The sequence below is a fragment of the Microvirga yunnanensis genome (assembly GCF_025460875.1).
On the sequence record NZ_JAMXFI010000042.1, the window covers coordinates 21,547 to 44,957 of the forward strand.

The following is a 23,411-nucleotide window of genomic DNA, read 5'->3' on the forward strand; positions in this document are numbered from 1 at the left end:
CCTGCCCTGTAGGCGGGAATCATCATGCGCTTAAGCTTCCTCCCTTAGAACCATCAGGGCTTGGGGAAGCTATGGGTATGAAAGTGGGATTGTGGGCTGTCGCGGCTTGTATGAGCTTATGCTCTCCGGCCCTTAGCAGGACCTACACTGCGGTCTGTGAGAATATCAGTGGGGTGCGCTTGGACGACACAGGCTCTCAGGTAGAGCTAGACAACGACCAAGTGAGGGGTGCGACGTGGACCTTCCGTTGGTCCGATGAGAACCCTGCGGTTGAGATGATTATGCAGAACTCCCGAGGAGCCGGGGGTGCGCAGTTCTCACAACAGGGGATGCGTCTTACCGATGGTGCCATCGTAACTATCGCCAGCACCCTCCAAGAAGCCCTGTGGGTCTACACGATCTATAGGAAAGGCGGTAATCGGCTCTTGGTGACGCAACACACCACGACGGCCACAGGCGATAGGCTCTCAGGGAAGATGATGGCGGGTGTTTGTAGGGGTGGGATCTAAGTAGCCGAATGAATGAGATTGATCCTAACGGCCATAACTCTCAGGAAATTACATGTATTATTATGATTTCATTCAATAAGTAATCAATTTTTACTACTAGTTTTGAGCGAACATTTCGACTTTTTGTGCTGGCTCGCTTCGCTTATTGAGTTTAAAATGAAGTGTTGACCTCAAATGCTATGAAACCATAGGAGCTTACTATGGCTACTATTAACGGGACAAATAGCAGTGATTACAACCTTCAAGGAACAAATGGCTCTGATTTGATTAGAGCCGGGGCCGGGAATGACAAAGTAATAGCCAATTCCGGCAATGACACAGTTCATGGAGGGCGAGGTAACGATTTCATCTCTGGTGGGTTCGGCGCTGATAAAATCTATGGAGATAACGGAGATGATTACCTCAAAGGCGATGACGGTGCTGACTCCTTCCATTTTACTCTCGGCAACGGAAACGACACCGTTGCGGATTACAGGCCACAGGAGGGAGATACTTGGGTCCTCTATGGGGTAACGCCGCAATATATCGATTTAGGCAGCAGCACGCTTGTTTTGCTTGATGGGTATAATGACACAATTGAGTTCCTGTTTACCGAACCATCCGAGTTGAGGGACCATCTCACAATCCAATCGGCAGCGCAGTATGATTGGGGAAATGTCCTCATCTGACAGAAGCATAATGCCTCCCGGTATTTGCTCCGGCGCAGGACGGCATACGCAAGTCACCCGAAGAAAGGCCCCAATGATCTCGGGGCCTTTCATGTTCTCGATGCGTCAGCTTAGAATAATGCGTCAGCTTAGAATAACCAGCAGCATCCATATAGACGCATGGAGTACCCGAACAACTGGTACTTTGTGTTGGGGGCCGGCAACTTCTCTTCGCTGGATGGGACCCGCTCTCTGATCGGACCCAAGGTGAACCTAAGACGGGACCCAAAGAGGATACCCTAAGACGAAGCCTAAGGGCTTGCGGAATCCTATGAGCCGTGGATGGGACCCGCTCTCAAAAATCATGACCCTGCACGGCAGAGCTAAACAACAACGTCGAGGGTTTACCGGGATTTTGGAACTACGGGTATGGGGGGCTAAGAACGCTCAACCGCCAACGAGGGACCCGTAAACGACTCAAGCTCCTCACCAGAACCACGAGAAGCCCCGGCTCACAGGACCTCTATGCTCTCGCAACTCGCGTGGTCTACCTGTGCACCATGTAGGGTAGGTAGGGCCTAGCCCTCATCCTTGGACATTAGCCCCACGCTCCAAGACAAGCTGTGCCTGCTTGGCCGACCATTCCCCACCACGAGAGGTCTTGACGTTCCTCTCATTCAACTCAGAGGCAATAGCCCTCAGGGTCGTGGCTCCACCGGCTTTGATCTTCTCAATGATGGGGAGGATGTTGGCTGCGAACTGACCAGCCTTTGCCGTTCTCACTTCTAGGCTCTTAGCCTGTGCCTTCTCAATCTCAGGGCTACACGCCGCAGGCGCACGAGGCATCTATACTCGTCCCATATCACACCCCGCGCATGTTTATCTCTCAAGGAGTATCACTGACTGACGCGCGCTGCACGCGGCCTTGCAGATCTCCACGAAAAGTTGGCCGGCCGGCGTCGATACGATCAGGGGGAACGAGTTCATGACTTCATAAGGAATAGGACTTTGGTTGCGCTGACGAAATCGGGTGATGCGGCCAGCCTGTCGCCCCGACCAAAGCTTGAAATTTCTAGCCAGCCTTAGTCCAAACGCTGGACCCGGATCGTGGACTATGCCGCGCACAATTACAGCGAGATCATGTAGCACTCATCAAGCATGTTGCCTTCGATCATTGCCTTTATGTTCTTTTTCTAATATTCTTACTTGATAGCCCTGTCAGCATCGGGGGTTTCTATGGCCCTGAAGCCATCACGATACTTTCTGCTTTACCCAGATCCTAACGGGCAAAGTCATGTGGCTATGAATACATTTACTGGAGGAACGTACAGCTTCTCCTCGGCACGAATAGCTGATCTTCAGCACATCCTTTCTGATCCGAATGGGACTGAAGACGCAGAGCTTCGAGATTTCTGTATATCGCAAGGTATATTGATTGAGGAAGATGTTGATGAACTTGAACAGATAAAGAAACGCCACATAACAGGAAGATATTCTAAAGAAACTCTATACGTCACGTATTCTCTGACGAATGCTTGTAATTTTAGATGCACTTATTGTTATCAAGAGCATGGTAAGGCTAGCTTAAGCGAGGAATCTATCGATAAGACCGTTAGCTTCATCGAGCAGAATCTGCCAGAGTACGGATCTTTGAAAGTTCACTGGTTTGGTGGAGAGCCGCTTCTTATGATGAAGCGGATTGAAAGTACTTCAAAGCGCCTACTTAGCCTTTGTAATAAGCTAAATAAGCCTTATTATGCTGGTATCACTACAAACGGTGCATTATTCAATGATGATGCTGCGACTATGCTTGCGTCATTAGGTGTTGAACAGATTCAGTTTACACTAGATGGTCGCAAGGAAGACCATAATCAACTGCGCATCCGGAAGGACGGACGGGGGACTTACGATCTCGTATTAGATGCACTTAGAAGGTCAGTTGATCGCGGTTTCACTACTTTCGTCAGGGTGAATGTCAGTCCAATGAATGCAGCAGGATTGGCTGAACTCCTTACAGACTTTCGAGATCGCGGCCTCGGTCCACACAATATCCACCTGTACTTAAATGAGATGAAGGATCACGGCGGATCATCAAGTAGCACTTCACTCTACTTTAAGTCGCTGAAAGAGTTTGGAAATGTCCTTATCGAGTGCCTGAAAGTGATGAAGCGATTTGGCTACCCGACGCCGCACATTCAACCGATAGATGTCAACTGTGCCTTTGACAAACCGTCATCCGTATTGTTCGGCACCGATGGAAACCTTTATCATTGCACCACGGGAACGGATAAGGCGCTGGCGACCCTAAGTGAAGACGGAACCATCGCGTCTGAGACGGAGCGCCGCCGGTTTGTGCATGAGCGCCAGCCGTGGGATGACCCCCACTGTCGGGACTGTCGCTTTTTACCAATTTGCATGGGAGGTTGTGCATATCTTGATGAGGTCGGGAAGGTAAAGTGCAATCCCGAAGGTGTGGTTCTCGGCGAATTAGTGCGCTTAACACTTGATTAGAGGAAGACACCCATGGCTGATACACCTGAACAAGGCATCGAGGCGCGGCATGCAGCCCCTATGGGCAATTGTTGCAGTGGCGCTCTATCTCCGGAAGCAGTTGATCGTGTGCTGCGGTCTATGCAAGATGGGAACGTGCCCGATGGCATCCGTGTTCTAGCTCCAGCTTTTGGTGCAGCGAAATTCGACCAAGGTGAGGCGATGGGAAACTGCTGTAGCGGAGCCTTAGGTGCTCCTGTCACAGCACCAGCCAAAGGTTAGACAGAGATCACATCGCGTAAGTAGCCTCCATATATTTTTTAGGCGCAATACCCACGCTTTAACACAAGCTGCACCTGCTTGGCTGACCAATCGCCACCGCGAGAGGTTTTGATGTGCCGCTCATTCAGCTCCGAGGCAATAGCCCTCAGCGAGGTGAATCCTTGGGCCTTGAGTTTTTCAACTATTGGTATGACGTTCGCGGCAAACTGGTCAGCCTTTGCGCTCCTTACCTCCCGGCTCCTGGCTTGTGCCTTCTCAATCTCAGGAGAGCCGAGGCGCTTACCAGAACGCTTGAGAGCCTGAAGGGCCTCAGAGGTCCTCTTGGCAATCATATCCCTCTCATGCTCGGCCACGGCGGCAAGGATATGGATGGTGAGCTTGTTGGCATGGGGATTGTCGCAAGCCACGAACTCAACACCGCTTTTCATGAGGTTCGCAATGAACGCGAGGTCACGCGAAAGCCGGTCCATCTTGGCGATGACGAGAGTGGCCTTACGCTTCTTACAGAGAGCGATTGCAGCCTGAAGCTGCTTGCGCTCGTCGTTCTTGCCGCTCTCCTGCTCCTCGAACTCGCCGATGACAGAGTGATTGCCTCCGTTGAGCCACGAGATGACAGCGGCCTTCTGTGCCTCAATGCCCAAGTCCTGAGAGCGAGTAGAGGTCCGGTAATAAGCAACGAAGTTTCCGTCAGCCATCTATCTCTCCCCCTCGTGTGCCGCTTGTGAACTTAATATATGGACGTTTACAGATTTCACAACGGGTCCTTCAAGGCTTCAGCCAAGATAATTTGTGAAGCAAAGTTTCATTAAGGAGCGGCTTGGTTGGTGAGGGAGGTAGCTCACGAGCCTAAGCGATGATTGAGGAAGGAGAATAGCGCCTACCAATAGTTATAACTGAGACTAACCTAAAGATACTTTGGCACAAGCCGAGACAATAATAATAAAAGGAAAGATTGAATGACTACCAAGGAGAATAATGATGCGAGGCTCCCTGAGGGCTTTGTGCTTGATGAACTACCAGAGGGGGCCGTTCTTCTGGATGATGGCGGAAACCCCGCTCAACTGCCTAAAGGTTTCAAGCTTGATGAGCTACCAGAGGGAGCCGTGTTGCTTGACGATGAGGACCCTATGGACCGCATGGGGGCTTGGGAGAAAGCAGGGAAGGCTATTCAGTACGGCGCTGCTAATGCTGCTGTAGGGCTTGGACGCACAGCCCATTGGATCGGAGAGGCCACGGACACAGACGCCATCGAATCCCTTGGAGACACAGTGACGGACCTTGGGAGGTCTATCGCACCTGAGAACTATCGTCCCGCCTCTGCTGACTTCTTCGATCCCAAGGATAAGGACAGGGGAATTGGCGGCTTTGGTTGGAGCGCGTTGCCTCGCACGATCCTTGAGGGTTCGCCTGGCCTCGCTGCTGACCTAGCGGCAGGGGCTTTGACCGGAGGCACCGGCTTTGTGGTTTCCAACGCCGCAAGGAACTTTGGTCCCGCGATGGACGCTCGGCTAGAGAATCAAGAGCCGGGACACGAGGCTTCGCTTGCAGATTACGGCATTGCTGGCACATCGGCTCTTGCTCAAGCGGCTCTCGGACGCCTTGGCCTCAACCCGGCGCTCTCAGGAGTAACCAAGGGAGCAGGGGCGCAAGTCCTTACGCAGATTCCCGGTCAGATTGCCAAGGCCACAGGAGCAGAAGCAGCCGCAGGAGCGGCAGGGTCCGTGATAGACCAAGCGGCCATCACCGCAGGGACAGAGAGGGGGCTGGATATCAGCCCTCACGAGGTCCTGGGTTCGGCTGCTCTCTCAGGAGCCACAGGAGGAGCCGTAAGGGCTGTGCGCGGTGTCGGTGACGTTACAAACGCTGTGCGCTATTCCGATATGGACCCTGCTAGAGCCGCTCAATTGGCAAGGCGTTTCCAAGCGGTCGATATTGAGCCTGAGAACGCAAAGACCTCTTACGATGCTGTTGAGGCCGTACAGAGCATCGTCAAGCGTGATGCGGCTCTTGCGAAAACCCAAGCTCTTGAGGGGAACGCTGATGCTCGTAGCCTCGTGGATGCCGCAGAGGCGACACTTGATGGAGGCTATGTGCTTCCCAAGGGGCGCATTGGCGAACTCAGGGATCGGCTAGGAGGCACGGAGGAGGGTCAGCGCCTTCTCTCTGTTCTTGAGGAACACAACACACTCAACCAACTCAAGAGGAAGGGCCGTTACGAGGAGGGCTATTTCGCTGGTGGTGTCTCCTCCAAGCCTCTCATGGAAGAAACAATCAATCCGGCCTCGTGGCTTAAGGATCGGACAAAGCGGACGCTTGGGGGCGCTACTGCGGCCTTGACACTCGCTGAAGCCCCAATCGCTCTAAAGATTGGCCTAGCCCCTGCGGCTCTTGCAAAGGTCCTAGCGGCTCAAGGGGCGGCTTATGGTTCGGCTCGTGCCGTGGATGCGATCAGCGGCTCACGGAATCCTGTAAGGCAGTTTGTTGACCGCTTCAGCCGTGATGATGTGGACGCATCGCGTGACGTGGAAACACTCAGGCAAGTGGCCGACACCGCTAGTCGAGCAAACCAAGTTCGTGAGCTTGTCTCGCCTTCAGTGATGGAGGCGCGGCCTCAACGTTCACCAGACGCAAGCGAAGTCCTCAGGGAAGCCGTTTTAACGGCCTTGGAGACTCGTCAGGCTCGTGCGGCTACCCAGGGTCCACAAGGGCCTAGAAAGGGCGCTAGTGACTCTCCTAGAGGCCCTAATGAATCCAGCACGAGCGACACCATCAAGATCAATACTCGTGGCTACACGATTGAGCGTCCCAAGGCCGGTATCGTCAATGTTGGTCGGTACGTGGCTAAGGCCAGGGCGCACATGGATTCCAGAGCCGATCTTGGAGACGCTCTTGAGGGTGTTGTCGTTGATCGACACAGCAACACCGTGAAGGCTCTTATCAACCGCTTGAATAAGCAAGCGCGTTCCTATCGAGAGGCGATGGAGTTCGCAGAGGAAGCAATTAACGAGCTTCCCTTTGAGAAGCGTTCGGCTGCTTGGGATGCGTGGTTAGCACACGAGCCTGTAATCCGGTCTACCTATCGGGAGTGAGGTTGAAAGAGGGGCCAGTGAGAAATCATTGGCTCCTCATCGGCCTGTGACTCTCGTGCGTTAATATATAGCCCCTGGGATCGCGTAGGAAGGCCGTAGAGCCTGATGGACAGCTTGGCTGGTACACACCTAGCCGGGAGGCTCCTGGGGCGCTCCACGGGCTTATTTTGAAACATGATTGCATTTTTATTGACTTTATGGAGGGAGAGCCGTTCTGCATTTTTGGGACACTTAAGGACGAGAGGCCGTTTCGAGCCGCTCTGCATTTTTGGCACGGTTATGGAGGGAGAGCCGCTCTGTAAAATTGCCAGCCTTAAGGACGACGGCGCTTACGCGGAAAATCGGCCTGTACGGAGGGCGCGTTCTCGATCCCCTGTCGTCAAAATGCATTTTTGTTACGGTTAAGGATGGAGCCGCTGCAAAAGTGGACACCTATAGGGAGAGCGCCGTGGGTTCCTATGAACTCTGAGGAGCTACCAGAGCACTTATCGCCATAGAAAAACAAACACATTCAAAACTGCGACACAGGGGGAGGGTCACAGAATGAATATGTTTGAGGGGGTAAGGGGGAGTCTCAAGTATCTTAAGAGTCTTAAGCTCAGTAAATGCTCAATTTATGGTTTGTAATGGTCTAGTGGTAATTGAACTTGAGATTATTAGTAGACTCATAAGATCGAACCTTTGAGCTTCACTCCCAAAACTACTACCAAGATAACCTCTCTCCGCGACAATCAATACCTCCCTTCAGAGGCGTACCCCTAGCTGATCCCAGGTCGAGCCACGCTGCTCCTTCCTGGCTCCCTGTGCAGGCCAGCGATGATGGGGGCGCTTCTGAAGGTAGGTATAGGCTTTAGATCACCTATTCTTTTCCTATGAACATCTTAGGTTCTAACTGAGGCCGCCTTCTGTTGTTTAGGCAATAGGGGCCGTCTTTCTTTTTTCAATTGTATAATATCTTTAATTAATAGAGGGAGACATAATGCATGAAACGCAGAGATAAACCTACGGTCTACCGTAAGCGGGGGCAGGAGTTAATCAACCACGGCTTCCGCCTAACCGCGACAGACACCGCAAATCTTGAGGAAATCCGTCGATCTTATGAGGACAACTACCCCTTCTCAGTCTCAACGTCGATTATTGTTGGCGTAGCTCTACAGGTTCTCGTTGACGAAGCTCGTTCCGGCAAGCTCAGAACCACGCCCGACCTTTACGTATCCGTGCCGAACATTGGCCGGTTGTCGTGATGGGGACGTACCGCAACGATGTGGGGAAACTCACGGATAATCCGCTCCTTCTCCTTGAACCCATTAGCCGCTCTGAGGCTCAGGCACAGGGCCGTCAGCACTTCCTGACGACCAAGGAGTGCCATAGGGGCCATGTGGCTCCCAGGAACATAGAGAACGGAGCGTGTGTCCTCTGCGAAGCTGAAAACTTCACAGGCTTTAGGGTTAGACCCAACGACTTCGACGCCTCTAAAACTCCTTAAGGCTCTCTCAGGGCGAGGCAAAAGCGGATATCTATGGAGTATTGGCCCCATAGGTTAGGCTTTTACAACCACAGCCCAATGCTTAATGGCGCAGAATAACCTAACGATTAAAACTAATAACAAAAATAAGAACAATAAGAATGAACACTAATACTAATTTTGACATCCACCATTCCATCCGTTGCGAGGCAGTTTCCCCTCAAGATACACCCAAGACCCGCAAGGAAGCCAAAGCCCGAGGACTCCGCATCTATCAGCCTGGGGCCCCATGCCTTCATGGTCACTTCGATGGCCGATACGTAGCGAATGGTGCCTGTGTTGAGTGCAATCGGCAGCGGGTACGCAAGTGGGAGCTTGATAACCCCACGAAGTGTAGGGAGATGAAGCGCAAGCAGATGAGGAACTATCGGCTAAAACACTATGACGCCACCGCAGCTTGGTCTGCGTGGAATAGCGCCAGGGACAGGGGCGCACGAGTTCCCGAGGGCACACCTATTGTCGATGTGGTGACGGCCACCATTCCAATTTACCGCGAAGCTAGGGAGCTTTCACGAGCTACTGGTGAACGGTGGGAAGTGGATCATATCGTTCCTATCCAGCGAGGCGGCCTTCATGCCGTTCACAATCTTCAAGTCGTGCGTCGGTCATTCAATTCAGCAAAGCGCCGTCTCACCAATGATGAGGTTCTTGAGGCTGTGATCGCTGGTGAGTGGCAGCACGATATTGGGCCCGAGGTTCTCAAGATCGCAAAGGATCACCTTGTGGAGCTTGTTGACGACCGTGAGGAGCAGGACTCCCTAGAGGCCCTCGCGGCTCAAGGGTTTCTCCATCGTGTCGAAACAGACCCAACCTATCAGCCCTCGATAGAGACAATCCAAGCGGTCTTTGAACGACTCCAAGGCAACCTTACGGTCCATTGATTTCAGATAGACTCTCCGAGCTTCAGGGAGCGCCATACAGGCGATACTTGCCGTTTGAGCTAGGGTAGCTGGGGAGGCTCTGATGGCCGCCTGAGAGCGCCTTGCGAAGCCTCAGGAGTCTTCTGCGCTCCTCCTCTGGTATCTCCATCCAGCGGAGACGGAATAGCCGAAACGGCTGCCGCGAGTGTAGCAATGTCGAAGTGCCGGTAGGTGGCCGCATCGGATTTTCCGGCATGGCCCTGTATTGCATCGGCTTCGGACTCTTGGACACGGGCACGAGCTGCGGCTGATTTCCACCAGTGACGCAAGGCATGGGCGGGAGCCTTTCGAGGATCATTGAATCCTTGGTCCCGAATCCACGTTGATAGGCGGTTCGTGACGCCCTTCGACGCATGGCGGTTACTATCGCCCTCCCGCTTACGTGCCTGTCCTGCGTAAAAGAGAGGGCCGTTCCCTTTGGCCTTTGCGAAGTCCAGAAAACCCTCGGCAATGAGCGCCGGATGCAACGGGACCGTTCTCTCAGACCCTTCGTTCTTGAGCGACCCGCCGTCAGGAGCGGGCTTGATGTCTAAGATGTGGAAGCCCTCAACTTCACGCACCTGACTACCCCATGCCTGTGCAAGCTCTCCAATTCGTGCGCCTGTCAGTGCTGCCAACCAAGGAAGCCATCGCCGCGCAGGATTTGTCTCTGCTCTGGCTAGGGTAAGCAGGTTGGCAACCTCATCATTTGAATAAGGGAGCTTCTTCTGTCCGGCTTGGCGCTTGCTCGCAACCTTCACTTTCGCGAATGGGTTGGACGAAACAAGCCGATTGCTCATCCCAAAGGAAAACAGGCGGCGGGCGGCTGCCAAATAGCTGTCATTAACCGTTTTGGGCTTGAGGCCCTTCGCGATAGCCGCATCCTTCCAGGCGATTGCATCCTGCTCTGTGATGAGGGTTGCGTTCTCGTGGCCTAGATGGGCTTTAAGGTGTTTCATGACTGAGCGCCAAGTCGTGATTGTAGCTCCGGCTGGTTTCGTCTCCTTCATCCACCGATCGAATAGGTCAGTCAGAGTGATTGGTGATTGCTGACCATTAACCGGAAGGGCCGGGAACCGCTTCTCGTTGTCATCGGGGCTGTAATCGCCGTCCGCTGCTCTCTTGAGGCGGAAAGCTGCCAGATGGGAAGCTTGTGCCGTCGCTCTGAGTAGAGCCATGCGTGTCGCGGCATCAACATGGAGGGCATGTTTGGTCAGGACCCACGATAGAACCTGTCCGAATCGCTGCTCTAGCGCGGTGGTATCGTCAGAGCGAGGTAAGGCATTGATCCCTGCCGTTAGGTCCTCGCCAAACTGCAACCGAGCCGCCTCAGTCTCATTTGGGAGGGAATCAGTGCTAGCTGCTGGAGCAGAGAGGATTCGCCCCTCCATCGCGGCGCGGGTAAACGCCTTCCACGCTGACCATTCGGCCACCGGTCCAGGGTTGTCCTCGAACCTCTCAACCCAAAGCCGATAGGCTTCACCGGAGTAAGCGATGACCTCCTTTTGGCTCAAAGGCTTTGGGCCTTGCCGAATGGCGTCATATTGTTTCTCAAGGTGGGCAAGAACAAGGCCGGTCCTGGCCGCCGCAACATCGTTATCAGGCGTCTTAAGGGAGAACTTCACCCTCTGGCCCAGCGTCGTGTGAACCGTGGTGCCCTTTGCGCCTTTGAGCGGAGGCAACTCGATAACGACAAGCTGTCCTCGGGCACGCTCAATGATGTCTTGGGGAACTCGCCGCTCGAATTGGTGATGTTTGGAGTCAGATCGACGGGCCATTGCGGGCATACGAAACTTCATGGGTGTCCACCGGTTTTGTCCACCGGTCACAGACCAAATAACCCTGAAATCTCAATGGTTCAACCACTTAAGGGTTGGATGGTGCCCAGGAGAGGACTCGAACCTCCACGGTGTTACCCGCTGCTACCTGAAAGCAGTGCGTCTACCAATTCCGCCACCTGGGCATGCCTCGTCGGCGAGGCTTCGTTTACGGTGCTTCTGGCGGCACGTCAATCACTGAAAATGCGACCGATGCGCTTTCTTCCCATGCACCTCTTCACAGGGGAGCGGCGTTTGACTAGAGACATTCTGACTTTCACACCCAAGCTCCATGCAAGCCCTTCGCCGGGCAGGAGAGTTTCATGATCGGTGCCCTTCGCACGCCTGAGCAGCAAACCGTCACCGTGTTCGGCGGATCAGGCTTTCTCGGCCGCTACGTGGTGAGCCGTCTGGCCGAGCGCGGCTATCGCGTCCTCGTGCCGACCCGCCAGCCGAACCTCGCGAACTTCCTGCCCCTGGGCAAGGTGGGGCAGATCCATCCGATCCACGCCAACCTGCGCAACGAGGGTTCGGTGGCTCACGCGGTGGCGCGGGCGGACCATGTGGTCAATCTGGTGGGCATCCTGCAGGAAACCGGCCGCCAGCGCTTCGATGCGCTCCAGGCCCGGGCGCCCGCCATGATTGCGCGGCTCGCCCGCAAGGCCGTGTCCTTCACCCATGTCTCGGCGATCGGCGCGGATGCCAATTCCGAATCGGCCTATGCCCGCACGAAGGCCGAGGGCGAGGCCGCCCTGCTGGCGGAGCGGCCGGACGCGGTGATCCTGCGCCCCTCGCTGATGTTCGGGCCCGGCGACAGCTCCTTCAACCGCTTCGCCACGCTCGCCCGCATGCTCCCCGTGCTGCCGCTGCCAGGGGCCGAGACCCGCTTCCAGCCGGTCTATGCCGGCGACGTGGCCGAGGCCGTCCTGCGGGCCGTGGACGGCGCCGTGCCGGGCGGTCGCGTCTACGAGCTCGGCGGTCCCGAGACGCGCACCATGCGCCAGATGATGGAATTCGTCTTCGAGGTCACCGAACGCAAGCGCGCCATCGTGCCCCTGCCGGGCAACCTGGCCAGGACCGTGGGCAGCGTCCTCGGGACCCTCGATTGGGCGACCCTCGGCCTGATCCCGAACGAGCTCGTGACCACCCGCGACCAGGCCATCCTCCTCGAGACCGACAACGTGGTCTCGGACAGCGCCCTCCGCGAAGGCCGCACGCTCCAGGGGCTCGGCGTTGCGCCCACCACCATCGAGGCGATCGTGCCGAGCTACCTCCTGCGCTTCCGCAAGACCGGCCAGTTCGATCTCAGGCGCAACGCCCCTCCGGGCAACACGCCCGACCTGCTCGCCCCGCGCTCGGGAGGGCCCGGATCCGACTTCCACCCGGAGCGGGCGACCGGCCCGGCCGTCGGCCAGTCGTCGAGCCGCTAGAGCATCAGACCCAAAAATGGACCCATTTTTGGGTCTGATCCTTCAGGTGTTCTCGATCGACGCAGGGGCCGGCCGGCGCACCTGGGCCCGCTGCGCCCGCCCCTGCGTGAGCCTCTTGTGCAGGTGCACCATCAGGGCCGCACCGAAGATCGGCGTGATCAGGTTCACCACCGGCACGAGCACCAGGGCCGCCACGACGGCGCCGGCGGCCAGCACGGTGCCCCGGTGCTCGGCGCGCAGGCGCGCCACGTCCTCGGCCGGCCAGAACCGGCCGGCGGCGAGCTCGAAATATTCCCGACCCAGCAGATAGGCGTTGGCGATGAAGAACGCCCCGATATTGATGCCCGGGATGAAGAACAGCAGCAGGGCGACGAGGTTCACCAGCAGGGACAGGCCGGCGAAGCGGATGCCGTAGAGAAGGGATGTTCCGAAGGGCAGGGCCCGGCCGGGCGGATCGGCCGGAAAATCCTTGCGCTCCACGATCTCGGCCACGTCGTCGAGGAAATAGCCCGCCACGATGGCCGAGATCGCCGGCAGCAGATAGACCAGGGCGACGAAGAGGCCGAATCCCGCCAGGAAGAACGCGAAGCTGTCGATGATCGGATAGCTGGCGCTCAGCTCGTGGTTCGTGAGGAAGATGTCGAACAGCTTGGTCAGCCCGAGCCAGACCAGAACGAGCAGCGCCACCGTCAACCCAATCGACTTCCAGAGAATGCCACGCAGCGCGGGCGAGAAAACCTCGCGGGCCGCGGCGAAAATCGATTGGATCAGCATCGGTCGTTCGTCTCCTGACGAGGCATCCCTTGATCGGGACAGCGGACCTTACTTATGAACGAGGCCGCCGCAAAGCGAGAGGTGGGTCCATCGTGTCGTCTGAAACGTCGGGGAGCGCGAATGCCGATCTGGATGTGGCGGTCGTCGGCGCGGGCAGCGCCGGGATCGCGGCGGCCCGACGCCTGCTGGCCGCCGGCCTGACGGTCGCGGTCCTGGAGGCCCGGGACCGCCCCGGCGGGCGCACGGTCACGCGCCGCTTCAGGGGCCACCCGGTCGATCTCGGGGCCCATTGGCTCCATGCGGGACCGATCAATCCGCTGGTCCGGCTCGGGCGCCTGCGCGCAGAGCCCCTGCGCCGGGCGCCAGCGGACGGGCATGTCTTCGTGCGCGGCAGGCCGGGCAGCCGGGCCGAGCGCGCGGCTCTCGACCGGGCCTTCGACCGGGCCGACCGGGCCATGACCCAGGCGGCGACGGCGCGCGAGGACCAGGCGGCCGCGAGGTCGCTTCCGCCCCTGGGGCCGCATGGGCAGCGGGTGGCGGCCATCCACGGCCTCGTGTCGGGCCGGCCCCTCGAGGAGGTCAGCCTGCACGACTTTCCGAGCATGGAATATGCGGACAACCTGTTCATCGCCGGTGGTCTCGGCGCCTATCTGCGCCGCCTCGGCCAGGGCGTCCCGGTGCGGCTCGGCACCGCCGTCCAGGCCATCGACTGGTCGGGACAGGGGGTGAGACTCGACAGTTCGGCGGGAACGCTCCGGGCCAGGGCGGCCATCGTAACGGCGCCGATGGCCGTGCTCCAGCGGGATGCGATCCGGTTCGCGCCCGCGCTTCCCAGCCGTGTCGGGGAAGCCGTCCACGGCTTCACGCAGGGCGTCTACGAACACGTGGTCCTGCATTGGCCCGACGCGCCCTTTCGCGGTGCGGACCGGCTGGCGAGCCTGACGGGAACCAGCCGCCAGCCGCCAGGCCTCCTCACGCGGATCGACGGCACCCCGTTTCATTTCTTCGAGCTCGATCAGCCCACAGCCGCCGGCTTCGACCGGCGCGATCCTCACGCGCCGTTCCGCTATGCGCGCGAGGTCCTGGCCGAGCATTTCGGCCATCGGGCGGTCCGGAACCTTGCCGCCGTGCATGCGACGGCCTGGCGGCACGATTCCTGGTCGCGCGCCTCCTGGGCCGTGGTGCCGCCGGGGCTCTCTGCCATCCGCGACGTCCTCAAGGCGCCGGTCGGGGACCGGATCTGGTTCGCCGGCGAGGCGCTCTCGCGCGCCCAGTGGGGCACCGCCGGGGGAGCCTGGGAGGAGGGCGAGCGGGCGGCCAGGGAGGTCATCGCGCAGCTGCGCTGAGCCGGGTCAGGGCTCGGGCGATGCCGAATCGAGGCGCGTGCGCACCCAGGTCACGGCTTCGTCGAGAGAGGCCAGGACCGGGGGCGTCACGCTCAGCAGAGCGCTGCAAGGGCCGAAGCCGGCCTCCAGAAACCAGCCTCCGGCCCGCTCCGGCCCGCCGATGGTCTCCTCCGGGGTCACCCAGCTGAAAACCGCCACCAGCTGCCCGTCCGCGAGGACGAGCCGTCCCTCGTGACTGCCGCCATCCGCCATGACGGGCATCGTCTGGAGAGTGATGTGATTCATCGTTCGCACCCCGGTCAGGATGATCGATCTTCGTTCTGGAGGCTGAGATAGGTCGAGGTGAACTCGCCGACCTTCTTCAGCCGGTCCCAATCGAGAATGGTCAACGCGTCGCCCTGGAAGCGGATCAGGCCTTCCTTGCGAAGCTCCTGGAGCACGCGGTTCACATGGACGGTCGAAAGGCCAAGCGTGTCGCCGAGTTCCGCCTGGGTGACGGGGAGCTGGATCGTATCGCCGTCGGCGCGCCCGATGACCTTCAGGCGCAGGTACAGCTCGCAGATCAGATGCGCCATGTGGGCGGTCGCGGAGAGGCGTCCCATGGCGGTCAGCCATTCCCGGTGGATGGCGCCGTCGATCAGCGTATTGAGCCAGAGCAGCCTCGTGAGATGCGGATATTCGTCAGAGATCTTCTCGAGGGTCGCATGCGGAACGAGAGCGATGCGGCAGTTGGTGAGCGCCACGACCCCATGGTCCATGGTCTTCAGAAGGAAGCTGTGCAGGTCGATGAAGTCGCCCGCGACATGGAGCGCCGAAATCTGCCGGCGGCCGTTCGAGACGATCTTGTAGCGGGCCGCGAAGCCTTCCAGGAGCAGCGAGCTTTCCGCCGGGCGATCGCCCTCGCGCAGGACGTCGTCGTCGGCCTCGACCACGCGAATGCGGGCGATGGCGTTCTCGAGGACTTTCTTCTCGTCGTCGGAGAGCCTGTCATAGGTCTCGAGCTTCAGAATGAGGGGATTGGTCATCAAGGCCATGGGGATAGGAACATCCCTGTTCTGGCCAATCTCCTTTCTCAGCCGCACTCACATATGTTTATGCCCGTGATGGATTTTGGTCGCACCGGTCCCCGCTCCCGTCATCCGATCCGGACGGGGGCATGGAAGCATCGCCCGGGTCGTGCGGGAAAACCTTCCCGGGCCCCGGACGAGGTCCAGGCGTTCCGACCCGGCACCCGTCAGAGCATGCTGGGCAGGACGCGGTCCGGCGGCTTGTGGCCGTCGACGAAGGCCCGGATGTTGACGATGACCTTCTCGCCCATGGCCACGCGGCCTTCATGGGTGGCGGAGCCCATGTGGGGCAGCAGCACCACCTTGCCCTGCTTGGCGAGCCTCACGAGCCGCGGATTGACGGCCGGCTCCTCCTCGAACACGTCGAGACCGGCTCCCGCAAGGGCCCCGGCCTCGATGAGCTTGGTGAGCGCGCCCTCGTCGATGATCTCGCCCCGGGCGGTGTTCACCAGGATGGCGTCGGGCTTCATGAGCTTGAGGCGCCGGGCCGAGAGCAGGTGGTAGGTGGCCGGCGTATGCGGGCAGTTGACCGACACGATGTCCATGCGGGCCAGCATCTGGTCGAGGGATTCCCAGTAGGTCGCCTCGAGTTCGGCCTCGATCCTCGGCGGCACGTGGCGGCGGTTGTGATAGTGGATCGACAGCCCGAACGCCTTGGCCCGCCGGGCCAGAGCCTGGCCGATGCGCCCCATGCCGACGATGCCGAGGCGCTTTCCCGTGATGCGCCGGCCGAGCATCCAGGTGGGCGACCAGCCGGCCCAGTTCCCGTCCGGGATCACCCGGGCCCCTTCCGGGATGCGGCGGGCGACCGCCAGGATCAGCGCCATGGTCATGTCGGCCGTGTCCTCGGTGAGGACGCCGGGCGTGTTGGTGACGGTGACGCCCCGGGCCACGGCGGCCGACACGTCGATGTTGTCGACCCCGTTGCCGAAATTGGCGACGAGCTTCAGGCTGGGGCCCGCCTGCTCCAGCACCGCGGCGTCGATCTCGTCCGTGATGGTCGGCACGAGCACGTCGGCGGTCTTCACCGCGTCGGCGAGCTCTTGCGCCGAGAGGGGCCTGTCCTCCAGGTTGAGGCGCGTGTCGAACAATTCGCGCAGGCGGGTTTCGATCACGTCGGGCAGGCGGCGGGTGACAACGACGACGGGTCTCTTTTTCATCGGCTTCAAGCGTCCCCAGCACTGGTGCCCGATCAGCCGAAGTGTGAGCGGTTCGGCGTCACGATCAGGCACAATTCAATAAGTGAGAGCGCGACCGAACGCAAAACCGGTGGCCACTTTTGCTGATCACGCTCAAAAACCCGCGAAGTTTAAAGAGTTTCACGCTCTCTTAACTCTGCTTCGGCGATCAAAGGTGACGACCCGCCGCGTGGCGGCATCCGTCAAGCTTCTCTACCAGAGCCTCAACCCAAGACAAAGCCACTATCCGGGGGAACCATGCGCAAGATCGTCCTTGCCCTTGCTCTTGTCGGCCTGAGCGCCGCTTCGGCCTTCGGTCAGCAGCCGCCGGGCGGGCGTCTCGGCACGGGCCTGCCGGTGCCGCGCTATGTCAGCCTCAAGACGGACCGGGTGAACCTGCGCGAGGGCCCGTCGAAGGATCACAGGACCGCCTGGGTGTTCCAGCGCGCCGGCCTGCCGGTGGAGATCATCGCCGAGTACGAGACCTGGCGGCGCATCCGCGATTCGGAGGGCACGGAAGGATGGGTCCTCCACTCGCTCCTGTCCGGGCGCCGCACCGCCCTGGTGATGCCGTGGGCGAAGGGCAACCAGCCGCCGATCAGCCTGTTCGACCGGTCCGACGACAAGGGCAACGTGGTGGCTCATCTGCAGCCGAGCGTGATCACCAACATCAAGGGCTGCGACGGCAGGTGGTGCCACGTCACCATCGTGATGGACGGTGCCCGCGACGTGGACGGGTTCATCCAGCAGGAGAAGCTCTGGGGCGTCTATCCCAACGAGACCGTGGAATAGCCCGTTTCCGATTTGGCAAGCTTTTGGGCGCTAGAAGGCAATATCGTTTCCATTCATCCGAAAGCCTGCCTCGATGAGCCTCAACCTGAGCTTCAAACTGCTGCCGATCCTGGCCCTGGTCCTCGGCATCGCGTCGATCGTCGCGCCGCGCTTCCTCAACGTCTTCGTGGCGATCTTCCTGATTGCCTATGCGCTTGTGGGCTTCGGCTTCATCCGCTGACCGCATCGAAGCGGTAGCGGTAGGAATTCGTCTCCCGCTGCTCGAAGCCCAGCCGCCGGTAGAGACGGTTCGCGGCCTCGCGGGCGGGGCGCGACGTGAGGTCGACGGTCTTGGCGTTCAGGCGACGGGCCTGATCCAGCGCCGACCGGACGAGGGCCTCGCCGATGCCCCGGCCCCGATGGTGCTCGTCCACCACCACGTCGTTGATGAAGGCCCGCGCGCCCGTCGGGGCCTGGAACCATCCGAGCGTCAGCATCCCGGCCACGTGCCCATCGCAGCGGGCCAGGATGAGCAGGCACGAGGACGAGGCCAGGATCGCGTCGAGATCCTCCCTGCCCAAGGCCTTCGGCGCCGAGGTCAGCTGGGGGAGCAGCCGGTTGACCGGCTCGACCAGTTCGGCCGACCCGGCGGACGCGATCTCGATCTGCAACACGCTCATTCCCGGACGCTCCTTCTCGATCAAGCCTAGAGCATCGGACCCAAAAGTGGACCCACTTTTGGGTCCGATGCTCTAGGCTTGGCTGGTGCATCGTTCGGCGCGGACCCAGAGGGCCGCACGATGCGCTAGTGCGGATGCAGGCGCCGGAGAAGCCTCGCCCCGAAGACGTTCACCGCCAGGCCCGGGACGATCACGGCCCCGCCGACGGCCTCGATCGGGTGCATGGCTTCTCCGAGAATGAGAGCCGAGCCCAGGATCCCGGCCACCGGGACGAACAGGGCGAAGGGCGTCACCGTGGCGGCCGGGTGGCGGGACAGGAGATAGGCCCAGACGCCGAACGCCAAGATGGTCGTCGGATAGGCGAGATACATCACCGCCGCCAGGGTGCCGCCGTCGATCTGCGCCAGCGCCGCGATGACCCGGCCGGGCCCGTCGAGCCAGAGCGACAGGCCGACCAGCGGCAGTGGCGCCACGAGGCTCGACCAGACGATGAAGCCCAGCATGTCGACCCGGCCGGCCCGCTTCGACACGATGTTGGCCACGCCCCAGGAGGCGGCCGCGAGCACGGTCATCAGGAACGGAACGGCGCCTCCGCCGGTCATGCGCGGCACGGCGATGAGCGCAAGGCCGAGGCTCGCCACGAGGCCGCCGATCACCTGGTGCGGCCCGGGCCGCTCTCCCATGACGAGAGCCGCGAAGAGGATCGTGAAGAAGACCTGCGCCTGCATGACCACGGAGGCGAGGCTCGCCGGCATGCCGATGGCGAGCGCCGCGAACAGCAGCCCGAACTGGGCGACGCCGAGGAAGAACCCGTAGGCGACGACGTTGCGCCAATCGGTCCTGGGCCGCGGGACGAAGAAGACGGCCGGAAGGGCCGCGAACAGGAATCGCAGCGCCGCCAGCAGCAGCGGCGGCGTGGTGCCGACCCCGAGCTTGATGACGACGAAGCTCAGGCCCCAGAGGGCCGTGACGAAAAGGGCGGCGAGGCTATGGGTGAGCGGCATGTGTCAAGACCGGGAGGCCGCTCGCTCGAAGGCCGGGCTGCGGGACGTCAGGTGCCCTTGCGGCGTAGGCGCACGATCACCTCGACGCCGGCCACTTCCATGCCGTCCGGCGGCTCGGGCAGGTCGGCGACGCTGAGGCCGGAGGACGGCATGTCGACCAGCTCGCCTTCGTCCTCCAGGAAGAAGTGGTGGTGCTCGGTCGGATTGGTGTCGAAATAGGCCTTGGCGCCGTCGACGGCGAGCTGGCGCAGAAGGCCGGCTTCCGTGAACTGGTGCAGGGTGTTGTAGACGGTCGCCAGGGAGACCGGGACGCGGGCGCGGGACGCCTCGTCGAAGAGCATTTCCGCCGTGATGTGCCGATCGCCCTTGCCGAATAGGAGCCAGCCCAGAGAGACGCGCTGCCGGGTCGGGCGCAGGCCGACGCGACGCAGCTTGTCCCGCAACTCGGACACGGGGCACCCCTTCCGGGACGCCGGAGTGGTCGTGGACTCGATATAGGCGGACAAAGGATCGGTCATCGGCGGAACTGAATGAGGGATGGGCGCTTCTAACATCACAATCATAAGAAAGCGAGAGGGTGACTGCAAGGCTGCCCTGCGATGACGGCTGACATGCTCCTCGAACACGACGGAAGAATCCCGGCTCGGGTCCCTTGGATGGATGGCCAAGCCTGTGCTACCAGAGCCGGCAATCAGGTCTCGGGAGTCCCCCGGGGCTGCCTTTTGTGACGACGCGATGAAAGGATCGGCATCCGGCATGGCCCGCCAGTCCAGCTTTACCTATGAAGAGCTTCTCGCCTGCGGGCGCGGAGAATTGTTCGGCCCCGGCAACGCGCAGCTGCCGCTTCCGCCCATGCTCATGTTCGACCGGATCACGTCGATCGGCGAGGATGGCGGCGCCTATGGCAAGGGCCATGTGCTGGCGGAACTCGACGTGCGGCCGGACCTCTGGTTCTTCCCCTGCCACTTCGCGGGCGACCCGGTCATGCCGGGCTGCCTGGGACTCGATGCCCTCTGGCAGATGACGGGCTTCTTCCTGGGCTGGGGCGGCTCCCCCGGCCGCGGCCGGGCGCTGGGCGTCGGCGAGGTGAAGTTCAGCGATCAGGTGCTGCCCACCGTCAAGAAGGTCGTCTACGGGGTCGATCTCAAGCGCGTCTTCCGCTCGAAGCTGGTGCTGGGCATCGCGGATGGCTGGCTGGAGGCCGACGGGCGCCGGATCTACGAGGCCAAGGACATGCGCGTCGGCCTGTTCCAGGCGGAGGCGGCCGCGGGGGGCTAGGCCTTTTGGCGCTCACCGACCGTCAACGGGCGTCCCATCGTATTGACAAAGCGCATTCTTTTTTAAAGAACCGGCCCTGCCGTGCCACGGCAGGGCCTTCGAGCCTGGGACCACGCTTTCATCCCATTCGCATGGCTCAGTGTTGAGAATGCGCATCCTCGGCCTTACGTGTGAAATGGTTGAGGCTGGCAGTGAAGATCCTTTGAAGAGGTTAGGCTATGAGGCGGGTCGTCGTCACCGGAATGGGCATCGTGTCGTCCATCGGCAACAACACGCAGGAGGTTCTGGCCTCCCTGCGTGAAGCGAAGTCCGGCATCAGCAAGGCCGAGGACTACACGAAATACGGCTTCCGCTGCCAGGTTCACGGGGCTCCCAGCCTCAACCCTGAGGAGATCGTCGATCGGCGCGCCATGCGCTTCCACGCCCGGGGCACGGCCTGGAACCACGTGGCCATGGACCAGGCGATCCGGGACGCCGGCCTCGAGGAGAGCGACATCTCCAACGAGCGCACCGGCATCATCATGGGCTCGGGCGGTCCGTCCACCCGCATCATCATGGAAGCCGCCGACATCACCCGCGAGAAGGGCCCCAAGCGCATCGGCCCCTTCGCGGTCCCGAAGGCCATGTCGTCCACGGCATCGGCCACGCTGGCGACCTGGTTCAAGATCAAGGGCGTGAACTATTCGATCTCGTCCGCCTGCGCGACGTCCAACCACTGCGTCGGCAACGCCTACGAGATGATCCAGTACGGCAAGCAGGACGTGATGTTCGCCGGCGGCTGCGAGGACCTCGACTGGACCATGTCCAACCTGTTCGACGCCATGGGGGCCATGTCGACCAAGTACAACGATACCCCGTCCCGCGCCTCCCGGGCCTATGACGCCAATCGCGACGGCTTCGTCATCGCCGGCGGGGCGGGCGTGCTGGTGCTGGAGGAGCTGGAGCACGCCAAGGCGCGCGGCGCCCGGATCTACGGCGAGATCGTCGGCTACGGCATGACCTCGGACGGCTACGACATGGTGGCCCCCTCGGGCGAGGGCGCGATCCGCTGCATGCGCATGGCCCTCAAGGAGGTCCACAATCCGGTCGACTACATCAACCCGCACGCCACCTCGACCCCGGTGGGCGACCAGAAGGAGATCGAGGCGATCCGCACGGTCTTCGGCGCCGGCGACAAGTGCCCGCCGATCTCCGCGACGAAATCGCTCACCGGCCACTCGCTCGGCGCCACCGGCGTGCAGGAGGCGATCTACTCGCTTCTCATGATGAACAACGGCTTCATCTGCGAGAGCGCCCATATCGACGAGCTCGATCCGGAATTCGCCGACATGAACATCGTCCGCAAGCGGATCGACGATGCCAGGATCGACACGGTCCTGTCGAACTCCTTCGGCTTCGGCGGCACCAATGCCACACTCGTCTTCAGCCGGTTCAACGGGTAAAGCATCATGCGGACGAAAGCGGGTCACTGACGTGGCCCTTCGGGTCCGCTCGGACGATGTGCTCTTCAAAAGGGGGCATCGGATGAATCCCAAAAGTGGTTTCCACTTTTGGGTCCGATGCTCTACCGTCATAAACCTGAGACAGCTGCATGCGATGCCCCAACGAACCCAAGGGGACCTCGCATGGACACGCTGAATCATACCGACATTCCGGCTCGCGATGCACACTTTCATAACAATTGGCGTCGCACCATGGAGCCGATGCATAGGGGGACCCAAGTGACCGGTCTGATGCAAGGAAAGCGCGGCCTCATCATGGGCGTCGCCAATGACCATTCCATCGCCTGGGGCATCGCCAAGACCCTGGCCCAGCACGGGGCGGAGCTCGCCTTCACCTATCAGGGCGAGGCTCTGGGCAAGCGGGTCGCTCCCCTGGCGCAGTCGCTCGGCTCCAGCTTGGTGATCCCCTGCGATGTGGAGGACATCGCCTCCGTCGATGCGGTGTTCGAGACCCTGGACCGGCAGTGGGAGAACCTCGATTTCGTCGTCCACGCGATCGGCTTCTCCGACAAGTCGCAGCTCAAGGGCTCCTATGTGGACGTCACCACCCGGGAGAACTTCTCGCGCACCATGGTGATCTCCTGCTTCTCCTTCACGGAAATCGCCCAGCGCGCCGCCAAGAGGATGAGGAACGGCGGGTCGCTCCTGACCCTGACCTATGGCGGCTCGACCCGGGTCATGCCCAACTACAACGTGATGGGCGTGGCCAAGGCGGCCCTGGAAGCCTCCATGCGCTACATCGCGTCCGATCTCGGCCCCCAGGGGATCCGCTGCAACGCGATCTCGGCCGGCCCCGTGCGAACGCTGGCCGGCGCGGGCATCTCGGACGCCCGCCTCATGTTCACCTACCAGAAGGCCCATGCCCCCCTGCGCCGGACGGTGACCATCGAGGATATCGGCGGCTCGGCCCTCTACCTGTTGTCGGACCTCTCCAACGGCGTGACCGGCGAGATCCACTACGTGGATTCGGGCTACAACATCATCTCGATGCCGCGCCCCGAGGTGCTCAAGGCCCAGGATGCCGCGGGCGTGACCGGGGAAGAGGGCTGAGGCGGTCGGACGACGGGCGGAAGGGCTCCGGCTGGCCTTCCCGCCTTGGGCGTCCCCGGTCTCGGACGCGCGC

The 23,411-nt window shown here is 60.5% G+C and carries 22 protein-coding genes and 1 tRNA gene; 12 read left to right on the plus strand and 11 right to left on the minus strand.

From position 1 onward, the window contains the following. The first annotated feature begins 709 nt into the window (after positions 1-709). Entirely contained in the window at positions 710-1,177 is a 468-nt protein-coding gene (locus NF876_RS20460) for a calcium-binding protein (RefSeq protein ID WP_262270480.1), read from the plus strand. Between the two features lie 564 nt (positions 1,178-1,741). Here NF876_RS20460 and NF876_RS20465 read toward each other — a convergent pair. Further along, positions 1,742-2,002 carry a recombinase family protein gene (locus tag NF876_RS20465; RefSeq protein ID WP_262270481.1) on the minus strand — a complete coding sequence of 87 codons (261 nt, stop codon included), beginning with the start codon at positions 2,000-2,002 and terminating at the stop codon, positions 1,742-1,744. Positions 2,003-2,392: 390 nt separating this feature from the next. On the opposite strand from NF876_RS20465, the gene NF876_RS20470 reads away from it, so the two are divergent. Continuing rightward, positions 2,393-3,667 (plus strand): radical SAM/SPASM domain-containing protein, encoded by a 1,275-nt coding sequence (locus tag NF876_RS20470; protein WP_262270482.1) that lies wholly within the window; start codon positions 2,393-2,395, stop codon positions 3,665-3,667. 299 nt (positions 3,668-3,966) lie between these two features. On the opposite strand, the gene NF876_RS20475 is transcribed toward NF876_RS20470, so the two are convergent. Next, the gene (locus NF876_RS20475; RefSeq protein ID WP_262270483.1) at positions 3,967-4,623 is read right to left on the minus strand and encodes a recombinase family protein; all 657 of its coding nucleotides are present in this window, start codon (positions 4,621-4,623) and stop codon (positions 3,967-3,969) included. A 261-nt stretch (positions 4,624-4,884) separates the two neighbouring features. On the opposite strand from NF876_RS20475, the gene NF876_RS20480 reads away from it, so the two are divergent. The 3 genes from NF876_RS20480 (at position 4,885) to NF876_RS20490 (ending at position 9,423) form a co-directional block, all read left to right on the plus strand. Then, on the plus strand, positions 4,885-7,017 hold the full coding sequence (locus NF876_RS20480) for a hypothetical protein (RefSeq protein ID WP_262270484.1): 2,133 nt from the start codon (positions 4,885-4,887) through the stop codon (positions 7,015-7,017). Positions 7,018-8,000: 983 nt separating this feature from the next. Further along, complete coding sequence (locus NF876_RS20485; RefSeq protein WP_262270485.1) at positions 8,001-8,261, plus strand: hypothetical protein; 261 nt, start codon at positions 8,001-8,003, stop codon at positions 8,259-8,261. Positions 8,262-8,883: 622 nt separating this feature from the next. Then, a complete protein-coding gene (locus tag NF876_RS20490) occupies positions 8,884-9,423 on the plus strand; it encodes an HNH endonuclease (RefSeq protein ID WP_262270486.1) in 540 nt (179 codons plus the stop codon). A 59-nt stretch (positions 9,424-9,482) separates the two neighbouring features. Here NF876_RS20490 and NF876_RS20495 read toward each other — a convergent pair whose 3' ends face one another. Then, on the minus strand, positions 9,483-11,240 hold the full coding sequence (locus tag NF876_RS20495) for a site-specific integrase (protein ID WP_262270487.1): 1,758 nt from the start codon (positions 11,238-11,240) through the stop codon (positions 9,483-9,485). A gap of 79 nt (positions 11,241-11,319) precedes the next feature. Next, positions 11,320-11,404 (minus strand) — tRNA-Leu (locus tag NF876_RS20500). A 177-nt stretch (positions 11,405-11,581) separates the two neighbouring features. Here NF876_RS20500 and NF876_RS20505 point away from each other — a divergent pair. Then, a complete protein-coding gene (locus NF876_RS20505) occupies positions 11,582-12,688 on the plus strand; it encodes a complex I NDUFA9 subunit family protein (RefSeq protein ID WP_262270488.1) in 1,107 nt (368 codons plus the stop codon). Between the two features lie 42 nt (positions 12,689-12,730). On the opposite strand, the gene NF876_RS20510 is transcribed toward NF876_RS20505, so the two are convergent. Next, entirely contained in the window at positions 12,731-13,462 is a 732-nt protein-coding gene (locus NF876_RS20510) for a sulfate transporter family protein (RefSeq protein ID WP_262270489.1), read from the minus strand. A gap of 92 nt (positions 13,463-13,554) precedes the next feature. Here NF876_RS20510 and NF876_RS20515 point away from each other — a divergent pair, with 92 nt between their 5' ends. Beyond that, entirely contained in the window at positions 13,555-14,808 is a 1,254-nt protein-coding gene (locus NF876_RS20515) for a flavin monoamine oxidase family protein (RefSeq protein ID WP_262270490.1), read from the plus strand. Between the two features lie 6 nt (positions 14,809-14,814). Here the strand turns inward: NF876_RS20515 and NF876_RS20520 are convergent, their stop codons facing one another. The 3 genes from NF876_RS20520 to NF876_RS20530 all read right to left on the minus strand — a co-directional run bounded on the left by NF876_RS20520 (position 14,815) and on the right by NF876_RS20530 (position 17,035). Next, positions 14,815-15,093: a hypothetical protein gene (locus NF876_RS20520; RefSeq protein WP_262270491.1), complete on the minus strand. Its 279-nt coding sequence runs from the start codon at positions 15,091-15,093 to the stop codon at positions 14,815-14,817. 14 nt (positions 15,094-15,107) lie between these two features. Beyond that, the gene (locus NF876_RS20525; RefSeq protein WP_262270514.1) at positions 15,108-15,833 is read right to left on the minus strand and encodes a Crp/Fnr family transcriptional regulator; all 726 of its coding nucleotides are present in this window, start codon (positions 15,831-15,833) and stop codon (positions 15,108-15,110) included. A gap of 209 nt (positions 15,834-16,042) precedes the next feature. Continuing rightward, the gene (locus tag NF876_RS20530) at positions 16,043-17,035 is read right to left on the minus strand and encodes a 2-hydroxyacid dehydrogenase (protein ID WP_262270492.1); all 993 of its coding nucleotides are present in this window, start codon (positions 17,033-17,035) and stop codon (positions 16,043-16,045) included. A gap of 276 nt (positions 17,036-17,311) precedes the next feature. Here NF876_RS20530 and NF876_RS20535 point away from each other — a divergent pair, with 276 nt between their 5' ends. Together NF876_RS20535 and NF876_RS20540 are read left to right on the plus strand one after the other, a co-directional pair. Beyond that, complete coding sequence (locus tag NF876_RS20535) at positions 17,312-17,845, plus strand: SH3 domain-containing protein (protein WP_262270493.1); 534 nt, start codon at positions 17,312-17,314, stop codon at positions 17,843-17,845. Positions 17,846-17,918: 73 nt separating this feature from the next. After that, complete coding sequence (locus tag NF876_RS20540; RefSeq protein WP_173948792.1) at positions 17,919-18,065, plus strand: DUF3096 domain-containing protein; 147 nt, start codon at positions 17,919-17,921, stop codon at positions 18,063-18,065. Here the strand turns inward: NF876_RS20540 and NF876_RS20545 are convergent. From NF876_RS20545 to irr, 3 genes are all read right to left on the minus strand, one after another. Further along, entirely contained in the window at positions 18,055-18,504 is a 450-nt protein-coding gene (locus NF876_RS20545) for a GNAT family N-acetyltransferase (protein WP_262270494.1), read from the minus strand. The two genes, NF876_RS20540 and NF876_RS20545, sit on opposite strands and share 11 nt — an antisense overlap. A 125-nt stretch (positions 18,505-18,629) precedes the next feature. Next, positions 18,630-19,508 (minus strand): EamA family transporter, encoded by an 879-nt coding sequence (locus tag NF876_RS20550; RefSeq protein WP_262270495.1) that lies wholly within the window; start codon positions 19,506-19,508, stop codon positions 18,630-18,632. Positions 19,509-19,555: 47 nt separating this feature from the next. Further along, positions 19,556-20,026, minus strand: a complete 471-nt coding sequence (gene irr / locus NF876_RS20555) for a Fur family transcriptional regulator Irr (RefSeq protein ID WP_262270496.1) — start codon at positions 20,024-20,026, stop codon at positions 19,556-19,558. A gap of 238 nt (positions 20,027-20,264) precedes the next feature. Between irr and fabA the strand changes: the two genes are divergently transcribed. The 3 genes from fabA to fabI all read left to right on the plus strand — a co-directional run bounded on the left by fabA (position 20,265) and on the right by fabI (position 23,338). Continuing rightward, positions 20,265-20,786, plus strand: coding sequence for a 3-hydroxyacyl-[acyl-carrier-protein] dehydratase FabA (gene fabA, locus NF876_RS20560; protein WP_262270497.1), 522 nt, complete (start codon positions 20,265-20,267; stop codon positions 20,784-20,786). 218 nt (positions 20,787-21,004) lie between these two features. After that, positions 21,005-22,228: a beta-ketoacyl-ACP synthase I gene (fabB, locus tag NF876_RS20565; protein WP_262270498.1), complete on the plus strand. Its 1,224-nt coding sequence runs from the start codon at positions 21,005-21,007 to the stop codon at positions 22,226-22,228. A 279-nt stretch (positions 22,229-22,507) separates the two neighbouring features. After that, on the plus strand, positions 22,508-23,338 hold the full coding sequence (gene fabI, locus NF876_RS20570; protein WP_315974411.1) for an enoyl-ACP reductase FabI: 831 nt from the start codon (positions 22,508-22,510) through the stop codon (positions 23,336-23,338). Positions 23,339-23,411: the final 73 nt, after the last annotated feature.

Coding starts and splice junctions, on each gene's coding strand:
- NF876_RS20460 (WP_262270480.1), top strand. CDS start 710: ATGGCTACTATTAACGGGACAAATAGCAGTGATTACAACCTTCAAGGA.
- NF876_RS20465 (WP_262270481.1), bottom strand. CDS start 2,002: ATGCCTCGTGCGCCTGCGGCGTGTAGCCCTGAGATTGAGAAGGCACAG.
- NF876_RS20470 (WP_262270482.1), top strand. CDS start 2,393: ATGGCCCTGAAGCCATCACGATACTTTCTGCTTTACCCAGATCCTAAC.
- NF876_RS20475 (WP_262270483.1), bottom strand. CDS start 4,623: ATGGCTGACGGAAACTTCGTTGCTTATTACCGGACCTCTACTCGCTCT.
- NF876_RS20480 (WP_262270484.1), top strand. CDS start 4,885: ATGACTACCAAGGAGAATAATGATGCGAGGCTCCCTGAGGGCTTTGTG.
- NF876_RS20485 (WP_262270485.1), top strand. CDS start 8,001: ATGAAACGCAGAGATAAACCTACGGTCTACCGTAAGCGGGGGCAGGAG.
- NF876_RS20490 (WP_262270486.1), top strand. CDS start 8,884: ATGAAGCGCAAGCAGATGAGGAACTATCGGCTAAAACACTATGACGCC.
- NF876_RS20495 (WP_262270487.1), bottom strand. CDS start 11,240: ATGAAGTTTCGTATGCCCGCAATGGCCCGTCGATCTGACTCCAAACAT.
- NF876_RS20505 (WP_262270488.1), top strand. CDS start 11,582: ATGATCGGTGCCCTTCGCACGCCTGAGCAGCAAACCGTCACCGTGTTC.
- NF876_RS20510 (WP_262270489.1), bottom strand. CDS start 13,462: ATGCTGATCCAATCGATTTTCGCCGCGGCCCGCGAGGTTTTCTCGCCC.
- NF876_RS20520 (WP_262270491.1), bottom strand. CDS start 15,093: ATGAATCACATCACTCTCCAGACGATGCCCGTCATGGCGGATGGCGGC.
- NF876_RS20525 (WP_262270514.1), bottom strand. CDS start 15,833: ATGACCAATCCCCTCATTCTGAAGCTCGAGACCTATGACAGGCTCTCC.
- NF876_RS20530 (WP_262270492.1), bottom strand. CDS start 17,035: ATGAAAAAGAGACCCGTCGTCGTTGTCACCCGCCGCCTGCCCGACGTG.
- NF876_RS20535 (WP_262270493.1), top strand. CDS start 17,312: ATGCGCAAGATCGTCCTTGCCCTTGCTCTTGTCGGCCTGAGCGCCGCT.
- NF876_RS20540 (WP_173948792.1), top strand. CDS start 17,919: ATGAGCCTCAACCTGAGCTTCAAACTGCTGCCGATCCTGGCCCTGGTC.
- NF876_RS20545 (WP_262270494.1), bottom strand. CDS start 18,504: ATGAGCGTGTTGCAGATCGAGATCGCGTCCGCCGGGTCGGCCGAACTG.
- NF876_RS20550 (WP_262270495.1), bottom strand. CDS start 19,508: ATGCCGCTCACCCATAGCCTCGCCGCCCTTTTCGTCACGGCCCTCTGG.
- irr (WP_262270496.1), bottom strand. CDS start 20,026: ATGACCGATCCTTTGTCCGCCTATATCGAGTCCACGACCACTCCGGCG.
- fabA (WP_262270497.1), top strand. CDS start 20,265: ATGGCCCGCCAGTCCAGCTTTACCTATGAAGAGCTTCTCGCCTGCGGG.
- fabB (WP_262270498.1), top strand. CDS start 21,005: ATGAGGCGGGTCGTCGTCACCGGAATGGGCATCGTGTCGTCCATCGGC.